This is a genomic window from Leifsonia sp. AK011 (assembly GCF_013410945.1).
In the GTDB taxonomy this organism is placed as follows: Bacteria; Actinomycetota; Actinomycetes; order Actinomycetales; family Microbacteriaceae; genus Rhodoglobus.
The window spans coordinates 110,821-131,022 of the sequence record NZ_JACCCH010000001.1 but is presented as its reverse complement, the minus strand read 5'-3'; the positions used below and the strand labels follow the sequence as shown (position 1 = coordinate 131,022).

The window sequence follows — 20,202 nt, the reverse complement described above, 5'->3', positions numbered from 1 at the left end:
GCTCTTCAGTCTGTCAGATTAGGGTGGGACTCGTGTCTCCCGTCCGCGTCACTCTGCTCTCGAAACCCGGCTGTCACCTGTGCGATGCGGCCAGGGATGTCGTCACCGAGGTCATCGCCACGACGGGGATCGCGGCATCCGTCGAGGAGCTCTCGATCCTCGACGACCCGAAGCTGAACGAGCGCTACTGGGATGAGATCCCGGTTGTGCTCATCGAGGATCGGGTCCACACCATCTGGCGGGTTGACCCCGAGCGGTTCGCCACGGCGCTCAAGGAGCAGAACGCGTGATCAAGCACATCGTGATCTGGAGGCTGGCCGCAGAGGATGCCTCGGCCAGGGCCGCGTCCACGACCGCGATCAAGGAGGCGCTGGAGCCGCTCGCCACCGTCATCCCGGGAATCCGCTCTCTTACGGTCCACGGCAACGCCGCGTTCCCCGACGCCAACTGGGATGTCGTGCTGCTCTCGGAGTTCGACTCCGTGGAGGCGCTCGAGGGGTACCAGGTTCACCCCGAGCACGTGCGTGCTGCCGCCATCGTGCGTGAGCACGTCACGCAGCGGGCGAGCGTCGACGTGGAGGCCTAGCCCGACCGGGAGCCTCAGCTCGCGATATCGATGGGCCCGGTGCGGCTCTTCTTCAGTGCGTCGCGCTCGGCGGCGAGGGAGGCGATCGTCGAGTCCTCGAGGGTCTCCATCCCGGTGAAGGGGTTGGACATCCCACTCTTGGCGAGTACGGCCGCGGCGTAGGCGTCTGCTGCCGCGGCGACCTTGGCGCTGGCGCGCTGCGATTTCTTCAGGGAGACTGCCGGTGCTCCGACGACCTCGGCGTGCTTCTTGAGCGCCTTCTTGAGGTCCTTGAGGGCTGAATCGATCTTCTTGGACATGCGCCCATCATGCCCCATGAACGTGAACGGTCACAGGGGAAGAAAAGTTCGGTCCTAGGACTCGTCGACGACCACGGCGTCAGCGGCGTTCTTGCGCACCGATTCGATCCCGCCCTGGGCGCCCGCCTTGGAGGCATATCCCTCCGAGGTGGCGATGATCTCGCCGTTGCCCGCCTTGAGGACGAAGCGGAACTCGCCCTTCTTGTCCTTCGAGATCACGAACTTGCCAGCCATCGAGGGCCCCTTTCGCATGCGGATACGCGCGGCAAGCATAGCGCCGGGGACGACGCCAGCACTATGCCTTCGAGGCCTCTTCCATGACGGCGAGAATCTGCGTTGCATCGCCCCACACGCCAGGCGAATCGTAGGGGCGATCGGGGAACGCGCCGTACTCGAGCGCGATGGGCAGATTGTTCTCGGCGATGAAGGCCTCGACGCGGTCGGCGAGGGTCATCGGGACTCCGCTGCTGCAGTTGACGATGCCCGTGATGTCCGCGCGTGCGCTGACGGTGGCGATCTGCTCCCCCAGCTCTGCCACGTCGATGAAGTCGTACTTGTTGCGCCCCGTGGTGAAGGGGAAGGTGTCCTTGCCCTCCTCGGCGGCCTTCAGGATTCGCGTGAATATCGACTGGTTGTTGAGGTCGTCCCCGAGGATGTAGTAGCAGCGCAGCCACTGCAGCGGGACGCGCGGCGCGAGGTGCACGAAGCTGGCCTTGCGCAGGGCATCCTTCGCGATCCCGTAGAGCGAGAGCGGGTTGGTGGGAGTGTCCGCGTCGATGGCCCCCTCCCAGTAGCCGATCTCGTGCATCGTGCCGAGCACGGCCAGCCGCTTCACTCCCCAGTCGGTGAACGCCTCGAGAAGACGGAAGTGGTCGGAGAGCTGCAGCATGTGGGATGTCGCGTTGTGGGCGAACCCGTCCTGCCAGGCGAGGTGCACGACTCCGTCCACCGGGGTGTCGGCGAGCGTGCGGACGTCGAAGGCGGGATCGAGCAGGTCGACCGCGACGACGGTGGCCCTGGCATCCACGTCGGAACGGGAGCCGGGGCGGACAGTCGCGATGACCTCATGACCCCTGTCGAGGAGAGCCCTCACGACGTGGCGGCCGACGTAGCCACCCGAACCGGTCACCAGAACTCGATCAGCCATGGCCGCAATCCTAGGCGGTGCACACACCCCGGATCCGTTCGGGTCGGTCGCCTATACTGTGACCAGTCAGCCGGGGTACACCAAGCCCAGCGTGACTGAAGGGTGGACGTGAATACAGCTCAGGCTCCCGCTGCACTGCCGCGCAACGCGAAACGGGCGATCTTCTACCTGTTCTACGACCCCCAGGGTGTGGTGGATGACTACATCCCGTACAAGCTCGAGCGGCTGAAGCCCTTCGCGGACCTGCTCGTCGTGATCTCCAACGGCGCGATGAACGACGCTGGCCGTGCGTCCCTCGAGGGCATCGTCGACGACATCTGGGACCGGGAGAACATCGGGTTCGACGTCTGGGGCTACAAGACGGCGATCGAGCGTCTCGGCGAACGGGTGAGCGAGTTCGACGAGCTCATCCTCATGAACTACACCTGGTTCGGTCCGGTGGGCGATTTCGGTCCGCTGTTCGAGCGGATGTCGGCACGCGAAGTGGACTTCTGGGGTGTCACCGATCACGGCGAGGTGGAGCCCAATCCCTTCACCCTCGAGGGGTCCCTCCCCGCGCACATCCAGTCACACTGGATCGCGTCCCGACGCAGGCTGCTCGAGTCGGAGGACTGGGCGGCCTACTGGCGTGACATGCCGATGATCACCTCCTACACGGATTCGATCCTCCAGCACGAGTCCCGCTTCACGAAGCACTTCAGCGAGCTCGGCTACACGTACGAGGTCGCGTACCCCAACGAGAACTACCCGGGGTCGTTGCATCCGATCTTCCAGCGAGCCGAACAGCTCATCGACGAGGGCTGCCCCGTCATGAAGCGTCGACCGTTCTTCCACGACCCGCTCTACATGGACCGCCAGGCCGTCATCGGTCGGTGGATCCTCGCCGCCGCAGCGCGCCACGGGTATCCGGAGGAGCTCGTGCTGCAGAACATGGCTCGCACCGCCCAGCCGCGCATTCTCAACACGGCAGCCTCGCTGCTGGAGATCCTGCCGGACCAGCAGGTGGCGTACGACGAGGAGAAGCCCCTTCGCCTTCTCGCCGCCGTGCACATCTTCTACGAGGACATGACGGATGAGCTGCTCGACCGTCTCACGTCGCTGCCCAGCCGCTACGACCTCGTCGTGACCACGACGTCGGAGGAGAAGGCGGAGTTCATTCGCGAGCGCATCGCCGACCGCGCCGACCCGCTCGTGGGAGCGGCCGAGGTGCGAGTGCTCCCGTCGAACCGCGGACGCGACCTGAGCGCATTCTTCATCGGCACACGCGATCGCATCCTGAGCGGCGACTACGACCTCGTCGTGAAGGTCCACTCCAAGAAGACGGTGCAGCAGGTGGGCAGCGTCGGCGAGTTCTTCAAGCGCCAGCAGCTGTGGAATGTGCTCGGCACTCCCGGGTACACGGCGAACGTGATCGGACTCTTCCAGAAGCACAGCGGACTCGGAGCCGTCTTCCCCCCGATGATCCACATCGGGTTCCCCACCATGGGTGGTGCCTGGTTCACCAACAAGGAGCCGATGGCCGAGTACGAGGAGAAGCTGGGCATCCACGTTCCCCTCGACGACATCTCACCACTCGCGCCCATGGGTGCCATGTGGATCGCGCGCCCCGAGGCGATGGCGCTCCTCTTCTCCGTCGAGTACCAGTACGAGGACTACCAGCCGGAGACCGAGCACGGCGACGGCAGCCTCGCGCACGTGCAGGAGCGGGCGATCGCCTATGCCGCTGGCGAGCTCGGGTACCACGTGCGCACCGTCTCGACCACGGACTACGCCGCGATCAGCCACACGTACCTCGAGTACAAGCTCGATCGCTACAGCGAGAGTGTGAAGGGCGACGCCCTGTGGGCCGTCACCGAGCTCCGGCAGCGTGAGGCGCTGGCAGCGCGCGTCGATGGCGGGCCGCTGCGGGCCGTCGGTGGCTACGTCGCCAGGAAGCACCCGAAGCTCCGCGACAGGCTCGACCGGCCGTGGAAGCGCCTTCGACGGATTCTGTATCGCACGCCTGTCGACGAGCCCTGACACCGGGGGGCCTCCAATAGGCTGTCCCCATGAATGAGGACCCGGTGCTCGACGAGTTCGCCGCCGATCCCCAGGTCATCTCGGAGTACGAAGCGCTTGCCGCTGGCGAATACTCCGAGGGATCGCGCGGTCGCCTGCTGTTCGTCGTGTCGACAACCGACCTCTCGGCGAGCCATGGCGACGTCTATGTCGGGCTGGGGCTCGCTAAATACCTGCGCCGCGAGGGTTGGGGCATCACCCTGTGGCCGACCGAGAGATGGTCGGATGTCACGCCAGAGGGTTTCGACGCCGCGATCGTGATGATCGAGACCTATGTGCCGGGGCTCGTGCACCCCGACACGGCGGCGATCGCCTGGGTGCGCAACTGGACAGACCGGTGGGCGGAGCTGCCCTACCTGGAGGCGTTCGCCCAGATCTGGTGCAGTTCGGAACTCTCCGCGACGCGTATGCGAGAGGCGTACCCCGGGCCCGTTGAGGTCCTGCCGCTGGCGACCGATCCCGAGCTCTTCAGCCCCGTCGACGTGCCTCGCGACCGCGGAGTCGTGACGACGGCCAACTACTGGGGATCCGACCGGGGGCTCTTCGCCTCGCTCGCGCTCGTTGCGGCGACGGAGCCGGTGACGTGGTTCGGTCGCAACATGCCGTACCTCACCCTCCCGGAGGGCATCGACCACTCCCGGCGTGTGGACTACTTCGCTCTGCCCGCGGTCTACTCGGCCTGGAACTTCGTGATCGACGATGCCATTCCTGCGGCTCGTGACTACGGAGCCCAGAACTCACGGCTCTTCGACGCCCTCGCCTGCGGGGCGGCCGTCATCACCAACAACACACGGGCACTCGACGAACTCGATCTCGACGAGGTCCTCTGCTACGACGAGCCGGAGGAGCTTCCGGAGGTGCTGCGTACGGCCCGCGCGGATCCCGAGGCGCACGCCGCGCTGACGGCCCGACTCCGCGACGTCGTGCTCGGGCAGCACACCTACGCCCAGCGCGCTGCGGCGGCCTCGGTGTTCCTGGAGCGAGCGGTGGCGGCATCCGTCAACGACCGGGAGCTGCTGGCGTGGACGTCGCGCGTCCGCGAACAACTGCGCACGATGGAGATCGACTACTACGAGATCCGCGGTCGCCTGGCCCAGATCGAGACCGATCGCGACGCGCTGCGCACCGCGACCGAAGAGTTGCGGTACTGGTACGACCTGTCACAGATGCGGGTGGCGGCCCTCGAGTCGGAGGCAGCCAACCACTGGACACGCCGGGTCGGGTACTACGCGGGCTACGTCAAGAGTCCGCGGCGAATCGTGGAGCGGCTTCGTCGCTCGAGCGCGAGTGCCACACCCCCAGCGGAATAGGCTTCGGGGGGCTCGAATCCGGGCGGTTAGGATGTCGTGGTGAAGTCAACAGTGGCCAGCGCGTTCAATCCACGCGCCAACAGCATCGGCTTCGTCCGGTGGCTCATGGCCTTCATGGTCATCTTCTCCCACGCCGGCCCGCTGGGTGGCTTCTACGGAGGCAAGGACCTGGGCACCCAGTTCAGCAATGAGCAGTCCCTCGGTGGCGTCGCCGTCGCCGGCTTCTTCTTCCTCTCCGGCTTCCTCATCACGAAGAGCAAGATGGGGCGGTCGAGCACACCCCGCTTCTTCTGGCGTCGTATCACGCGCATCTACCCGGCATTCTGGGCGACGCTCCTCGTGACCGCCTTCATCCTTGCGCCGATCGCGTGGATGAAGGAGACCGGCTCGATCGACGGCTTCTTCACCGCGCCGGTCGACTCGCCGCTCACGTACTTCTACAACAACATGACCCTCCTCATGCGCCAGCCGAGCATCGCGGAGATGGGCACAACGATCCCCTTCTACACGTTGCACGGTGGGTTCGAATGGAACGGGTCGGCCTGGACCCTCGCGTTCGAGTTCGGTGCCTACATCCTCGTCGGCGTGCTGGGCATCATCGGCGCCCTCACCAACCGCGTGCTCGGTACCGCGGTGGCCTTCCTCATCATCGTCCTGGCGACCGTGCAGTGGCTGCGTATCCCCATGACCGAGTTCGGCCCGGCCTTCTCCGACTTCAGGATGCTCCTGCTCCTGGCCCCGTTCGCGTTCGGGATCCTGTTCGCGTTGTGGGGGGAGAAGATCCCGCTCGACGACCGGTTCGCGATCGTGGCGATCCTCGTCGCCCTCGCCACCTACGCATTCGGCGGATGGCTCGTCTTCGGGCAGTACTTCTTCCTCTACTTCCTGATGTGGTTCGCGATCCGCGTGAAGTTCCTCAACCGGTGGGAACGCTTCGGCGACTTCTCCTACGGCATCTACATCATCGCGTGGCCGCTCATGCAGTTCGCGGCATACTTCCACCTCCAGGACTACGGCTGGCTGGTGTACCACGTCGTCATCGTCGTGGGATGCCACATCTACGCGTTCCTCAGCTGGCACCTGATCGAGAAGCCCGCCATGAGCCTCAAGAACTGGACGCCGAAGTGGCTCTCCAAGCTCATCGCCGTGACCGACCCGTGGTGGGAGCCGTGGCGTCGACTGCGCACTCGCCTCAACTTCCCGAGTGGTCCGCCCGCGCCTGAGCCCGTGACCGCCCCCGCGTCCGATGTGCAGCCGAAGGTGGCATCCTCGTGAGCCTCCGCGAACTGCCCCCCGGCCAGAGCAACCTCTCCCGCTGGCGTCACGTGCGCTACGTGCCGCTCGTCATCCTCGTGATCCTCTCGCTCATCGCGGGTGTCGGCGGTTTCATCGTGGGTCGTGTCAACGCCGGTCCCGCGCCCATCGCGTCACCCGACCCGGACGTGAGCGACTACCTCCTCCCCGATGAGTGCCACCCCGCCACCGAGGTGACGGACGCGCGCCCCTGGAGTGGTGGCGAGGCCGCGGCATCCGCTGCAGTGTGGAACGCGCACGAAGCGGAGGTCGGTGCACCGGTGATCGAGGGGCAGGACGGCTGGGTGTTCTGGAGCGACATCCAGTCCGAGAACATGTCCCAGGCCGTCGGGCGTCGCCTGCTCAGCAACACCGAGCTGGGGCGCTGGACCAAGTACCTCACGGAGACGCAGGAGGCACTGGCCGCCGAGGGCATCGAGTTCTACCTGGTCGTCGCACCCGCGAAGTGGGAGATCTACACCGACGAGCTGCCTACCTGGATGCAGGACGTCCGCGGGCCCGGCCCCCTCGACCAACTGCTCGGCGTCGGTGCCGACCTGCCCATCATCGATGTACGGCAGCCGCTCCGCGAGGCGTCGGCGGAGTACCAGACCTACAGTCGGCTGAACAGCCACTGGAGCGACTACGGCTCGATGGTCGGCTGGAACGCCATCGCAGCCTGCCTCAACGCGAACGATTCCTCGGTGGGGACCCTCTCCGCCTTCGAGCCGTCGAGCGTCGAGAACACGGTGTTCAACGAGTTCGAGAGCTACGGATTCGCGAGCGAGTCGCCGGACTGGACCGTGCCGCGATTCGACACCCCGCTGCTCGAGGTCGAGCGCACCCTTGTCGACGAGGAGCCCGAGGTCGTGCCCGGTGACTCGATGCTCGACTCGAGCAAGACTCCCGCGACGACGAGCACGCCGGGCGCACAGTCCGACTCCTCGGTTCTCATGATCGGCGACTCCTTCACGACCCTCATGTCGGTGTGGGTGCAGCAGTCGTTCGAGAACGCGACCTTCGTGCGTCACAACTTCGACGCGGCCGACACGTCAACCCAGCCGGACGTGGTCGCGCTGGCGAAGGAGTCCGGCTCGAACATCGTGATCCTCGAGGTCACCCAGCGGTTCCTGACCCACCCACCGGCGTGACGACGCCCCCGACCTCCGAGGGCTCGCGCCGGATCCTCATCGAGGTGCAGGCGCTGCGTGCCCTCGCGGTCGCGCTCGTCGTCATCTACCACGTGTGGCCGCAGCGCCTCCCGGGCGGCTTCATCGGTGTGGATGTCTTCTTCGTGATCTCGGGCTTCCTCATCACCGCACATCTGATGCGGGAACACGATGCCACGGGTCGCATCTCGCTCGCGGGCTTCTGGGCGCGTCGCATCCGTCGCCTCCTCCCGGCCGCCTTCACGGTGCTCGCGGCCTCCGTGATACTCGTGTACACCGTGCTGCCGGAGGTGGTGCGGGCGGAGACGCTCAAACAGGTGCTCGCCGCATCCGGCTACGTCCTCAACTGGGTGCTCGGCTTCGACGCCGTGGACTATCTCGCGGCGGACAACGCTCCGACGATCGTGCAGCACTACTGGACCCTCTCCGTCGAGGAGCAGTTCTACATCGCCTGGCCCATCATGCTGGTCGTTGCGGGTTTCGTGGCCGCGCGCGTACTCCGCAAGCGACCCTCCGCCGCGGCCGTCGCGGGCTGGAGCGCGCTCGTCGTCGTCGCGCTATCGCTCGCGTACTCGATCTACCTCACGTGGTTCAATCCGCCGTTCGCCTTCTTCGCGACGACCACCCGCGCGTGGGAGTTCGCGGCGGGCGGTCTCGCCGCGGCCGCCTTCGCGCGCTGGCCCGGCGCGATCGACCGCCTGCGCGAGGTGCCCGCGCTTCGTGCGACGTCCCTCCTGACCGTCGCGGGAGTGCTGGTCATCGTCGTCTCCGCGCTGCTGCTGGGCGAGGAGTCGCCGTTCCCCGGCGCCCTTGCCGCACTGCCTGTCGTCGGGGCCCTACTCGTGATCGTCGGTGGCGAGCCGAGGGGGTGGGGAATCGGGTGGCTCACCGGAGTGCGCCCCACCCAGTTCCTCGGTGATATCTCCTACTCGGTGTACCTGTGGCACTGGCCCCTGCTGCTCTCGCTCGTGATCGTGGCGGGGCGGCGACCCACACTGTGGGAGGGTCTCGCCATCATCGCGGCGACGGTCGTGCTCGCCGCCCTCACGAAGTACCTCATCGAAGACAGGGGTCGTCGATCCCGAGTGCTGTCACGCCCCCTCTTCGCGTTCGCCTTCGCGGCGGCCGGCATCGCGGTCTTCGCCGGCGTGTGGGTCGGGGGAAGTGTCATCCCGGCCCAGCGTGCCGCCGCCGAGTACGCCCAACAGGAGGCCCAGGTCACCGACACCGCGGGATGCTTCGGCGCCAACGCGATGCTCGGCTCGGGTGACTGCCCCGATCGGTTCGTCCTCACCTCCGAGGTCGACCTCGCGCGCGCATCCAACGACCTGGGGTACCGCGACTGGTGCCTCACGGAGCTGGACGAGGACTGGCGCAGTTGCGAGTTCGGCGCACCCGCGGGCGGGGAGACCTGGGCCCTCGTCGGGGATTCGCACGCGGCATCCATGGTCGCCGCATTCAACGAGTACTTCGCCCAACACGGCGTCACGATCGTGACCTACCTGCGCAATGGATGCTCGGGCCTCAACGTCGGATTCCCCGGCGAGGGTGCCACGACCCAGGAGGACGAGACCGAGCTGGCCTGTCGTGAGTGGTCGCAGCGGGTGCGCGACGAGATCGCGGGGCGCGATGACATCAGCACCGTCGTCTACCTCAATCGCGCCACGATCTACGTGCAGGAGTCCCGATCGGAGAAGTACCACCTCACACCCGAGGAGGTCGAGCAGACCTGGCAGGAGGCCCTCGACTCCGGCAAGCGGGTGATCTCCATCAAGAACTTCCCGAAGTCGACGGGCGAGAACGTGCCGGAGTGCCTGTCGGCGCGCGTGGGGGAGACGGCACCCTGCAGCGTTCCGCGCGACGTGGCGCTACCGCCCGAGCCGCAGGATGTCGCGCGCGCGGCCATGAGCGGGGAGATCAGCGTGATCGACCTCACGGACGCCTTCTGCGACGACTCGACCTGCTACGCACTCATCGGCGACGTGGTCGTGTACGCGGACACCAACCACATCTCGCAGACCTACTCGCGCACGCTCATGCCGTACCTCGGGCCGGACCTGCTCGAGGCCGCGGGGTTGCCGTGAGAGCGGAGGCGCGTCACCCGGTCGCAAGCACGGCGCGAACCAACCCAAGAGCTTGCTCGGAGCCTTCCTCAGCCGAAGTCGGGGCCACCTGCACGAGCACCAGGTCGGAGTCCACGGCTACTGCGACCGTGCAGAGCACTCGGCCCTGTCCCTCGGTGCAATCGTTGATCCCCGCTCCTAAATCGGCTACCTCGACGAGCGCAGGCTGGACGGCATCGGGATCGTCGAGGATCCAGGATGCCCCGGGCGCGACTATCACGGCGCCGCTTACGTCGGTCGACCCGAAAGCGCACTCGGAGTAGCCGAGGCGAGCGTACGAGTAGGCCCACATCACCTGGCCGAAGAGTGGGGTCGACTTGCCGAGAGATTCGCCGACGGGGCGACCTGACTCGACACGAACCTCGGAGGCGTCGACTCCGAGCACGTCACCCACAGTGGCGGGCGTGATGACCGCCTCGCACCGGGGGAGGGTGGATGTCGCGCGCTCGACTGTGATGCGCGGAGCCGATGCCACGGCCTCAGTGGCCGCGGTCACGATCGCGCCAGCCTCGCCATCGACCACGACTTGGCCGTCCGAGGTCACCTCGTTCTGGGGCAGCGCTTGGAAGAAGAAGGACAACCATGTGGAGTCGGCCAGAACATTCCAGTGGCATTGGATGCCGGCGTCCGCAGAGTCATCGCGACAGAACGCCGAACTGCGCTCGCCCAGCCCGGTGGCCGTGTAGGCGAAGATGTCCCCGCTGAGGAAGCTCGGCTCCGACTCCTCGAAACCCTCTGCCGCGTCATCCATCGCGAGCACCAGGAGTTTCGGGCGGCTCGAGTCCGGGGTCGCCCAGGCACACGCCAGAGTTCCGTCCTGCACAAGGGCGGTGGCCTGCATCTCCCACGAACCCGCCGCACCCGCCTCGCTGTACGCGGCTGGGAAGATCTCCTCTCCCCACAACGCACGGAGATCGTCGACAGGCACCATGTCGGCGCACTCCAGGTCGATGGCGGCGTCACGTGCGCTCACGGGCGTCGGAGGTGCAGGGGTTTCGGGGGGAATCGTGGACGCGCAACCTGCGAGGAGTATCACGCTGCCGACCGTTGCGAGAAGAAGCTTCATGTCCGCGACCCTACTAACGAAACAGGACGCAGGCAGCGCGCGCTACGGCGTGAGGCGCGTCGGTCCGCGGAAGAGGTAGGTCGCCTCACGGATGTTCGGCAGGTGCAGCATGAGCATCACGACGCGCGAGAGTCCCATGCCGAAGCCGCCGTGCGGCGGAACACCGTAGCGGAAGAAGTCGAGGTAGAACTCGAGCTCCTCAGGGTCGAGACCCTTGTCCTTGGCCTGCTCGATGAGCACGTCGACGCGGTGCTCGCGCTGGGCCCCGGTGGAGATCTCCACGCCGTTGAAGATGAGGTCGTAGCTGTTCGTGAGGCTCGCGTCATCCTCGTGCCGCATGTGGTAAAACGGCCGGATGCTCGACGCGTAGTCGGTGAGGAACACGAACTCGCTGCCGTACTTCTCGGCGGCATAGGCCGCGATCTGGCGCTCGCCCTCCGGGTCCATGTCGTCGTCCGCGCGGGGCACGACGTAGCCGCGCTCGGCCACGATCTGCTTCGCCTCGGCGAGTGGGATGCGGGGGAAGGGAGCCGTCGGCACCGTGATGTCGAGGTCGAAGAGCGCCTTGATCTCGTCACCGTGCTTGTCCTTGACAGCCTGGAAGCCCGCGATGAGCAGCTCCTCGTGGAGCCGCATGACGTCCTCGTGGGAGTCGATCCAGCTGATCTCCGCGTCGACGCTCGTGAACTCGGTGGCGTGACGGCTCGTGAAACTCGGGTCGGCGCGGAAGGCCGGGCCGATCTCGAAGATCTTGCCGAAGCCGGCAGGCTGTGCCATCTGCTTGAAGAACTGGGGGCTCTGGGCGAGATACGCCTTGCCCTCGAAGTAGTCGACCTCGAACAGCTCCGCCTTGGACTCGCTCGCGCTCGCCATGAGCTTGGGGGTGTGCAGCTCGATGAAGTCGTGCTCGACCCAGTAGGTGCGCCAGGCGTGTTCGAGAGTGGTCTGGATGCGGAAGATCAGGTTGTTCTTCGGCTGGCGCAGGTCGAGGAAGCGCCAGTCCATGCGCTTGTCGACGCCCGTGTCCTCCGCAATGGGGGTCTCCGGGATGGCGGCTGCCGCGATGTCGATTCCCTCGAGCTTGATCTCCACACCGCCGAGCTTCACGCGCTCGTCGTGCTTGAGCTCGCCGGTGGCCGTGAGGAAGGTGCCCTCGGCGAGGCCCGAGATGGTGTCGGCGAGCGCGTCGGGTGCTGGCGTGCCATCCTCGGCGAAGACCCGGGGATGCACGAGCTGAACCGCACCGGACTCGTCGCGCAGCACGACGAACTGCACCTTCTTCTGGTCGCGCACCGTATCCACCCAGCCCGAGACGGACACGGGCCCGTCAGTCGCGGCGGCCAGGTTCTTGATGAGGGTGCGTTCGGTCACCGTACGAGTGTAGTTCTCGCCGGAGCGCTCGATCCCAAATGCAGGAGTCACGGGGTCCTGGTGCACGAGATCGGCTTGAAGGGGATGCAGGGGGTCGAAACTCCTGCACATGGGATCGGGTCAGGAGGACGCAACGAGCGGGGCCAGAAAGAGCAGGGCTGGGGGCACAACCACGAGCGCCGCAGCGAGAGCGAGTACCGCGGTTTCCGCGGGGCGGCGAAGCGGGGGCTCGGTAAGCCTTGCGAGACGGGTGGTCAGGGCATCCGCCGAGCTCGCCTCGTCCTCGAGGGCGGTGACGGATGACCCGGCCCCGACACTCACAATGGCGTCGGCGAGCACCTCGTCGTCGACCACACGGCGCGCTTCATCATCGGCGAGGAGCTCGATGAGCAGGCCGACCTCCTCCTGCGCGCGGTAGGCGATGGGAAACCAAGGCAGGGACGCGCGCCATGCGCGGAAGAACACGAGAACAACGTCGTGTCGTTGCTTGACGTGGGCGCGCTCATGCTCGATGACCGCGAGCATCTGCTGTTCGTCGAGGAGCTCGATGAGTCCCGCAGACACTACGGTGACGGAGGAGATCGCGCCAGGAAGGCAGTAGGCGACCGGCGCTGGAGTGTCGATGAGTCGCGTGCCGGAATGGTGGGGTTGGCTGAGCAGCATGAGCAGTTCGGCGTGGCGTCGGCGCTGGCGCTCGGCTCGGACGACGGTGACGAGCAGGTTGAGGAGGAGGTGCCCGGTGAGGAGGGCGGCGCCCGCGAGGGCGAGCACGTTCCAGAACTCGAAAGGGCGGAGGGGTGCTTCACCGAGGAGCGCCCCCGGGAGGGCTGACGCGCCACCGACGAGGTTATCTCCGAACGGCAAAAGACCGAAGGTCAGCAGGGCGCCGATCATGGAGAGTCCACCGGCGATCGCGATCGACTGCCACAGCACGAGTGCAGTAGCCGGGCTGCGACGCGTCCAGCGCGCTCCCGCGAGCAGGAGGGGTACCGGCCATGCGAGGGCCAGCGCGAGAGCGGCCAGAAGTGCGGGTGCGACGAGGGCGGGGGTCATCCGTCACCTCTTCCTCTCGCCTTGGTTGTTCACTCTTCTCCGGAGGTTTCGCGTGACACGCCCAGTTGCGGCTTAACCAGTGTGACCGAAAGTCACAAGCTCCGGAAAAGAGGAAAGAACAGCCGCGGGGGCGAGCGCGCCGCGCCTACCGGCCGGCGAGCAGGCGGCGGAGGGCCTCGGCATCCTCGGGGCCGACCTGGCCGACGAAACGCTCGAGAACAGCCGTGCGGTTGGACGCGCCGCCCAGTACCTCGTGCATGAGGTCGGCCATGTGGTCCTCGCGGCTCGCAGCAGCGCGGTAGCGGTGGGGACGTGTCGAACGCTCGCGCTGGACGAAGCCCTTGGCCTCGAGGCGCGAGAGCACGGTCAGCACGGTGGTTGCCGCAAGCGTCTTGCCGCCCTCGGTGGCAGCGGCGAGTGTCGCCTGGATGTCGTAGGCCGAGAGGGTGTCGTCACTGGCCCAGAGGAGGTCCATGACCTGCCGCTCGAGCTCTCCCAGAGTTGCCATGTGCAGAATTCTACCCCCGAGTAGAAATAAGTTCTACACGGGTGTAGAAATGAGTTCTACGCGAAGTAGAAAAAGAGTGGTGGGACCTAAGACCTCAGTCCACGCCCCACGATCTCGAAACACTTGGCGCAGATCGTCACCCGACGATCAGAACGACCGCGCGAGAGCGCCAGTCCCAGGAGGGGCCACCCGTGGATCCGCTAGAGATCGCCCGCTGGCAGTTCGGCATCACGACCGTCTACCACTTCGTCATGGTTCCACTGACCTTGGGCCTCGGCCCGCTCGTCTTCTTCATGCAGCTCCAGTGGGTGCGCACAGGGGATGAGAAGTGGCTCCGCATGACCAAGTTCTGGGGCAAGTTGTACCTCATCAACTTCATCATGGGAGTTGTCACCGGACTCGTGCAGGAGTTCCAGTTCGGCATGGCCTGGAGCGAGTACTCGCGCTTTGTGGGTGACGTCTTCGGTGCACCGCTCGCCATGGAGGGCCTGCTCGCCTTCTTCGTCGAGTCGACGTTCCTCGGCCTGTGGATCTTCGGCTGGGACCGCCTCCCCAAGAAGCTGCACCTCGCGACCCTCGGCCTCGCCGTGTTCGGTTCGATCGTGTCGGCGTTCTTCATCATCGTCGCGAACTCGTGGATGCAGCATCCCGTCGGTGTCGAGCTGGTTGATGGCCGCCCGGTCATGACTGGCATCTGGGCGGTGCTCACCAACAACACCGCGCTCGCGGCCTACAGCCATACGCTCTGCGGAGCACTCGCGGTCGGTGGCGCACTGCTCATCGGCATCGCGTGGTACCACCTCTGGCAGCGTCGGCGGGACAACATCGACACGACGGATGATCGTGGTCGAGTGATCGTGGGCGAGAACCCCAGCATCCCCGGCCGCGACAAGGCCGACCACAAGGTGTGGCTCTGGAGCCTGCGGATCGGCGCGATCGTCGCGATCGTCGGATTCGGCGGGGTGGCCATCACGGGGGACCTGCAGGCCAAGCTCATGTTCGAGCAGCAGCCCCTCAAGATGGCTGCGGCCGAGGCCGCGTGCCACGACGGCACGAGCTTCTCGGTGCTCTCGATCGGCCCGCTCGGTGGCCAGGACTGCAACGATGTCGTCGGCATCATCGAGATTCCCGGCATCCTCTCGTTCCTCGCGCACGGTGACTTCACCACCGAGATCCAGGGGGTGAACACGCTCATCCCGCAGTACCAGGAGCTGTACGGCACCAACCTGCCCGACAACCCCATCTACGGCGAGCGCGCGGGCCAGGAGATTCAGTACCTCCCGCTCATGGAGGTGACCTATTGGGGCTTCCGCCTCATGATCGGGTTCGGCATCCTCGCGGCCGGAGCTGCGGTTCTCGCGCTCTGGATGACCCGCAAGGGCACCGTGCCGAAGTCGAAGCCCATCATGTGGGTCGCCGTCGCCAGCATCGCGGCACCCTTCGCCGCGAATATCGCCGGCTGGGTCTTCACCGAGATGGGCCGCCAGCCGTTCGTGGTGGCGCCCAACCCCACGCCCGGTGGTGTGGACGGGGTGTTCATGTTCACCGCGGCGGCAGTATCGCCCGGGGTGAGCGGCGAGGAGGTCATCTTCTCGCTCGTGAGCCTGGGCCTCATCTACGGGGCGCTGCTTGTGGTCGAGCTGACCCTCCTCGTCAAGTACGTGCGCGCCGGCGTCGCTGGCGTGATGCCGATCGACGAAGCCAAGCACGGCGCTGACGATCCCGACAATCCCGACAACGACGACAAGCGCGACGACGTCCTCGCGTTCGCCTACTAAGGAGCACCGTCATGGACTTTCTCCCCACCGTCTGGTTCATCGCCATCGCCGTGCTCTGGATCGGTTACCTCGTTCTCGAGGGATTCGATCTGGGGGTCGGGATGCACCTGCTCACCTCGACGCGCAGTGACAAGCAGCGTCGGCTCATGCTCAACACCATCGGCCCGGTCTGGGACGGCAACGAGGTCTGGCTGATCACGGCGGGAGCGGCCACCTTCGCGGCATTCCCGCTCTGGTACGCGTCGCTCTTCTCGTCGCTGTACATCCCGCTCGTGCTGGTGCTCGCCTCGCTCATCTTCCGCGCGGTGGCCATCGAGTACCGCGGCAAGCGGCCGAGCGAGAAGTGGCGCCGCGGGTGGGACCGCGCGCTCGGCCTCGGTTCGTTCGGCGCCGCGTTCGGTATCGGTGCGGCCCTGGCCCTCACGACCACGGGTCTCCCGATCAACGAGAACGGTGACCGCGTCGGCGGTGCCTTCGCCTGGCTCACGCCCTACGCGGTGCTCGGCGGTCTCGCCGTCATCGGCTTCTGCCTCGTGCACGGCGCGGCGTTCCTCGCGCTCAAGACCGAGGGAGAAGTGCGGGACCGCGCTCGCCGGTTCATCGTCCGCTGGTCGCCCGTCGCGCTCCTGCCGATCGTGGCGTGGGTGCTCGTCGTGCAGTTCCAGAGCGGCAACCTCGCCAGCTGGGCGGTCGTGGTGGTGGCGGTTGTCGCGATCGTCGGCGGGTGGCTCGCCGCGAGGGCCGGGCGCGAGGGGTGGGCGTTCATCGGTATCGCTGCGTTCGTCGTCGCGGGCGCGGCATCCATCTTCGCTGCGGTCTACCCGGTCGTGCTGCCGTCGACGATCGACCCGGCATTCAACCTGACCGTCGAGAACGCGTCGAGTGGTTCGTACACCCTCGGGGTCATGTCGATCGTCGCCCTCATCGGACTCCCGGTGGTGCTCGCCTACCAGGCCTGGACGTACTGGGTCTTCCGCAAGCGCATCGGCGAGCACAGCATCCCCGCGGCACACCCGGTCGTCGCCGCGGTCGGGGAGCGCTGAAAGCTCGAATGACACGCAAGGGTCCGCTCGCAGGTATCAACCCCCGCCACGCGCTCGTTCTGGGGCTGCTCGCCGCCGTCAAGGCTGCGGCCCTCGTCGGCATCGCCGAGGCCGTCGCCTCCGGGATCGTCTCGGTGATCGGCGGAACAGACGCCTGGCGCGGTGCGGTGGTGTTGGGGCTTGCGAGCGGACTCGTTCGTGCCGCGATCACGTGGGCGAGCGCGAGCTACGCGACCCGCGCGGCAATCGGCGCCAAGGAGCAGCTGCGTGGCGAGCTCGCCGAACGCGTGCTCGCCGGAACGGATGCCTCGGTCGGCTCCAGTTCGATCGTGGGCACCGTGGGGCTCGACGAACTCGACAAGTACTACCGCACGGCGCTCCCCGCGACGATCACCGCGGCCGTCGTACCGCTCCTCATCGGAGCCCGCATTCTGCTGGCCGACCCGGTCAGCGCGATCATCATCGTGCTCACCGTGCCACTCGTGCCGGTGTTCATGGTGCTGGTCGGGCAGCACTCGAAGGAGCGGGCGGATGCGGCATCCGCCACCCTGCAGCGCCTGAGCGACCAACTCGCCGAGCTCGCCCGCGGCCTCCCCGTGCTCGTCGGGCTGGGACGCGTGGAGGAGCAGTCGGCCGCCCTGCGCGAGGTGTCTCAGCGCAACCGCATCGCGGTCATGGGCACGTTGCGCACGGCTTTCCTGTCGTCGCTCGTGCTCGAACTGATCGCGACGATCTCGGTCGCTGTTGTTGCCGTCTTCGTGGGCGTGCGACTCGTCGCGGGCGATCTGCCGCTGGAGGTGGGACTGCTCGCCCTCGTGCTCGCGCCCGAGTGCTTCACGCCGTTCCGCGAACTGGGTGCTGCCTTCCATTCGTCGCAGGACGGGCTCGCGGCGATGCGCAAGGCTCGCGACGTCATCGATGCGCCGGTGGCACCCGACGCGCGGGAGGCGGGGGATTCGCTCACGGTCCGCGATCTTGTGGTCGTGCGGGACGACCGGAACGCTCCGATCGTCGACGGGCTCAGCTTCACGGCGCCGCACGGGTCGATCACCGCCATCGAGGGCGCGAGCGGCGCGGGAAAGTCCACCGTGCTCGGCGTGCTCGCGGGGCTGGTGCCCGTGCAGAGCGGCTCGGTGCGCGGGGTCGTTGCAGATCGTGTCGCGTGGGTGCCGCAGCATCCGCGCACCATTGCGGCGACCGTGTGGCATGAGGTGCGGCTCTACGCGGACACGGATGCCGCCACCGACGACGCACTTGAGGCGCTGGGCCTCACGGCCATCGCGGCGGATGACCCGACCAGAGTGAGCCCGGGCGAGCTCCGGCGCATCGGGGTTGCCCGCGGCCTGGTGCGCGTGGCGGCAGGGGCGACCGTGCTGCTTCTGGATGAGCCCACCGCACACCTCGACCCCGCGAGTGCCGACCTTGTCGAGCGGGCCATCGAGGGTCTTCGCGGGCAGGTCACGATTGTGCTCGCCTCGCACGAGGCATCGGTCGGGGAACTCGCCGATCATCGGGTGCTGCTCGCGACCCAGGGTGGGCTGCGGGACGCCGACGAGGCTGCGGCTCCCTCGGCACCACTCGCGGCCCGGGACGGTGCCGCCACCGTCGCCTCGAAGGGAGCCGTCGCCGAGTTGCTCGCGTTCGTCGGGGCCGCCCCGTGGCGCACGCTCGGTGCCGTGCTTCTGGGCTCGGCTGCTGCGCTCGCGGCGCTCTCGCTCACCGCCGTCAGCGGGTGGCTCATCGTGCGTGCGAGCGAGCAGCCGCCCATCATGTACCTGCTCGTCGCGATCGTGGGGGTGCGGTTCTTCGGTATCGCCCGCGCGGGCCTCCGCTACGCCGAGCGACTCGCCACACACGACAGTGTGCTCGAGGCGGAGACCGAGCTCCGTGCTCGACTGTGGTCCGGCCTCGCAGCGCGCGGCCTCTCCTCGCGCGCGCTCGCCAGTGGAGGGACGGCACTCGACTACCTGGTGGGTGCGGCCGATCGCGTTCGCGACCTCGTGCCCCGGGTGATCCTGCCGCCTGCGGTTGCCGTCGTGACGGCCGGTGCCGCACTGATCGCCGTCGCCATGCTCCACCCGGCCGCGGTGCCCGTGCTTGCAGCGGGTGCTGGCGCGAGCGTCGTGCTGGGGCCGCTGGTCGCGCTGCTCGCAGATCGTCGCGCCGCGGTCGGGACGGGTGCGGTTCGGTCGACGGTGTTGCGCGAGTTCACGGCGATGGTCGCGGCATCCGGGGACCTGTCGGCCAACGGTGTCGGCCCGCGCGTCGTGCAGAGGCTTGCGACGCTGGATGCCCGTGCCGGCCGTCTCGCACGGTCGACGGCCTGGGCGCTCGGGCTCGGTCATGCGGTCGTGATCCTCGCCGGTGTTGCGGCCGCAGTTCTCATGCTTCCCGCGACGGTCGACGCGGTGGCCGCGGGAATTCTCCCTCCGGCTATCGTCGCGGTGCTTGTGCTCATCCCGCTCGGGCTCATCGAACCGCTCCTCGGGCTTGTGGACTCGGTGCAGCAGTGGCCGGCCCTCGCTGCCGCGCTGCGTCGCGTGCGCGAGGTCGCGACACCTGTGCCCGCTTCGCCGGGAACGATCACCGTCGACCGCATCGACTCGTTGGAACTCGATTCGCTCGAGGCGACCTGGCCCGGTGCCGGTGCTCCCGCATTCGGTCACGTCTCAGTCGAGGCGCACCGGGGTGACTGGATTGTGGTCGAGGGCCCGTCGGGGTCTGGCAAGTCGACACTGCTCACGACACTGCTCGGCTATCTGCCCGCGACATCCGGCCGGGTGCTCATCAACGGCATGGATGCTCGCGCCCTCGATGAGACGGAGCTGCGGCACCGCATCGCCTGGTGCCCGCAGGAGGCGCACCTGTTCGACTCGACCATCCGCGGCAACCTGCTTCTCGCGCGCGGACGCGATGATCGACCCACCGATCTCGAGCTGGAGCTCGCTCTCATCAAGGTCGGTCTCGGGCCGCTGCTGTCGTCGCGCACGGACGGCCTCGACACTCGCGTGGGGTCGGCCGGCGAGCGGCTCTCGGGTGGCGAGCGTCAGCGTCTGGCCGTCGCCCGAACGCTGCTCTCGGATGCTGACGTCGTGCTTCTCGACGAGCCAACTGCTCACCTGGATGCCGCGGCCGCCGAGTCGCTCATGAACGACCTGCGCTTCGCCCTTCGCGGCCGCATCGTGGTGCTCGTGACCCATCACGGCTCCGAGCGACGCGATGGCGACCTGCTGGTGCGGTTGGGTTCGGCAAGCACCACGTCCGCCGCATCCGCGACGCTCCAGTTCACCGCCCAGTAGCTTTTCTCCGGAGGGTTGGTCTCGACGCGCCGGGCCTGCTTGTCACTACTGTGATCTGGCGCTGAACCCTCCGGAGAAGATCGGCATCCGCACGCGAGT

General features: G+C 67.2%; 17 protein-coding genes. 10 read left to right on the top strand and 7 right to left on the bottom strand.

Going from position 1 to position 20,202, the window contains the following annotated elements; translation table 11 throughout:
• The first annotated feature begins 32 nt into the window (after window positions 1-32).
• A complete protein-coding gene (locus HDC94_RS00645) occupies window positions 33-290 on the top strand; it encodes a glutaredoxin family protein (protein WP_179493933.1) in 258 nt (85 codons plus the stop codon).
• Complete coding sequence (locus HDC94_RS00640; RefSeq protein ID WP_179493931.1) at window positions 287-586, top strand: Dabb family protein; 300 nt, start codon at window positions 287-289, stop codon at window positions 584-586. Before HDC94_RS00645 ends, HDC94_RS00640 begins: the two co-directional genes overlap by 4 nt.
• Before the next feature lie 14 nt (window positions 587-600).
• On the opposite strand, the gene HDC94_RS00635 is transcribed toward HDC94_RS00640, so the two are convergent.
• The 3 genes from HDC94_RS00635 to HDC94_RS00625 form a co-directional block, all read right to left on the bottom strand.
• On the bottom strand, window positions 601-885 hold the full coding sequence (locus HDC94_RS00635) for a hypothetical protein (RefSeq protein WP_179493929.1): 285 nt from the start codon (window positions 883-885) through the stop codon (window positions 601-603).
• A 54-nt stretch (window positions 886-939) separates the two neighbouring features.
• Complete coding sequence (locus HDC94_RS00630) at window positions 940-1,119, bottom strand: YegP family protein (RefSeq protein WP_179493928.1); 180 nt, start codon at window positions 1,117-1,119, stop codon at window positions 940-942.
• A gap of 61 nt (window positions 1,120-1,180) precedes the next feature.
• Window positions 1,181-2,032: an NAD(P)-dependent oxidoreductase gene (locus HDC94_RS00625; protein ID WP_179493926.1), complete on the bottom strand. Its 852-nt coding sequence runs from the start codon at window positions 2,030-2,032 to the stop codon at window positions 1,181-1,183.
• Between the two features lie 108 nt (window positions 2,033-2,140).
• Here HDC94_RS00625 and HDC94_RS00620 point away from each other — a divergent pair, with 108 nt between their 5' ends.
• From HDC94_RS00620 to HDC94_RS00600, 5 genes are read left to right on the top strand one after another with little or no spacing between them, the layout of a single operon-like run.
• Window positions 2,141-4,051 (top strand): rhamnan synthesis F family protein, encoded by a 1,911-nt coding sequence (locus HDC94_RS00620; RefSeq protein WP_179493924.1) that lies wholly within the window; start codon window positions 2,141-2,143, stop codon window positions 4,049-4,051.
• A 29-nt stretch (window positions 4,052-4,080) separates the two neighbouring features.
• Window positions 4,081-5,400, top strand: coding sequence for a glycosyltransferase (locus HDC94_RS00615; RefSeq protein ID WP_179493922.1), 1,320 nt, complete (start codon window positions 4,081-4,083; stop codon window positions 5,398-5,400).
• 39 nt (window positions 5,401-5,439) lie between these two features.
• Window positions 5,440-6,675 carry an acyltransferase gene (locus HDC94_RS00610; RefSeq protein ID WP_308495585.1) on the top strand — a complete coding sequence of 412 codons (1,236 nt, stop codon included), beginning with the start codon at window positions 5,440-5,442 and terminating at the stop codon, window positions 6,673-6,675.
• Window positions 6,672-7,844 (top strand): hypothetical protein, encoded by a 1,173-nt coding sequence (locus HDC94_RS00605; RefSeq protein ID WP_179493920.1) that lies wholly within the window; start codon window positions 6,672-6,674, stop codon window positions 7,842-7,844. Before HDC94_RS00610 ends, HDC94_RS00605 begins: the two co-directional genes overlap by 4 nt.
• The gene (locus HDC94_RS00600; protein WP_179493918.1) at window positions 7,841-9,946 is read left to right on the top strand and encodes an acyltransferase family protein; all 2,106 of its coding nucleotides are present in this window, start codon (window positions 7,841-7,843) and stop codon (window positions 9,944-9,946) included. Before HDC94_RS00605 ends, HDC94_RS00600 begins: the two co-directional genes overlap by 4 nt.
• Window positions 9,947-9,959: 13 nt before the next feature.
• Here HDC94_RS00600 and HDC94_RS00595 read toward each other — a convergent pair whose 3' ends face one another.
• The 4 genes from HDC94_RS00595 to HDC94_RS00580 all read right to left on the bottom strand — a co-directional run bounded on the left by HDC94_RS00595 (window position 9,960) and on the right by HDC94_RS00580 (window position 13,983).
• Window positions 9,960-11,051, bottom strand: a complete 1,092-nt coding sequence (locus tag HDC94_RS00595) for a hypothetical protein (protein ID WP_179493916.1) — start codon at window positions 11,049-11,051, stop codon at window positions 9,960-9,962.
• Between the two features lie 42 nt (window positions 11,052-11,093).
• Entirely contained in the window at window positions 11,094-12,422 is a 1,329-nt protein-coding gene (gene aspS, locus HDC94_RS00590) for an aspartate--tRNA(Asn) ligase (protein ID WP_179493914.1), read from the bottom strand.
• A gap of 120 nt (window positions 12,423-12,542) precedes the next feature.
• The gene (locus HDC94_RS00585; RefSeq protein WP_179493912.1) at window positions 12,543-13,475 is read right to left on the bottom strand and encodes a M56 family metallopeptidase; all 933 of its coding nucleotides are present in this window, start codon (window positions 13,473-13,475) and stop codon (window positions 12,543-12,545) included.
• A 145-nt stretch (window positions 13,476-13,620) separates the two neighbouring features.
• On the bottom strand, window positions 13,621-13,983 hold the full coding sequence (locus tag HDC94_RS00580) for a BlaI/MecI/CopY family transcriptional regulator (protein WP_179493910.1): 363 nt from the start codon (window positions 13,981-13,983) through the stop codon (window positions 13,621-13,623).
• A 191-nt stretch (window positions 13,984-14,174) separates the two neighbouring features.
• Here HDC94_RS00580 and HDC94_RS00575 point away from each other — a divergent pair, with 191 nt between their 5' ends.
• Genes HDC94_RS00575 through cydC form a run of 3 tightly spaced genes read left to right on the top strand, consistent with a single transcriptional unit; the run spans window position 14,175 to window position 20,103 of the window.
• The gene (locus HDC94_RS00575; protein ID WP_179493908.1) at window positions 14,175-15,761 is read left to right on the top strand and encodes a cytochrome ubiquinol oxidase subunit I; all 1,587 of its coding nucleotides are present in this window, start codon (window positions 14,175-14,177) and stop codon (window positions 15,759-15,761) included.
• An 11-nt stretch (window positions 15,762-15,772) separates the two neighbouring features.
• On the top strand, window positions 15,773-16,804 hold the full coding sequence (cydB, locus tag HDC94_RS00570) for a cytochrome d ubiquinol oxidase subunit II (RefSeq protein WP_179493906.1): 1,032 nt from the start codon (window positions 15,773-15,775) through the stop codon (window positions 16,802-16,804).
• Between the two features lie 8 nt (window positions 16,805-16,812).
• A complete protein-coding gene (cydC, locus tag HDC94_RS00565; protein WP_179493904.1) occupies window positions 16,813-20,103 on the top strand; it encodes a thiol reductant ABC exporter subunit CydC in 3,291 nt (1,096 codons plus the stop codon).
• The last annotated feature ends 99 nt before the right edge of the window (window positions 20,104-20,202 follow it).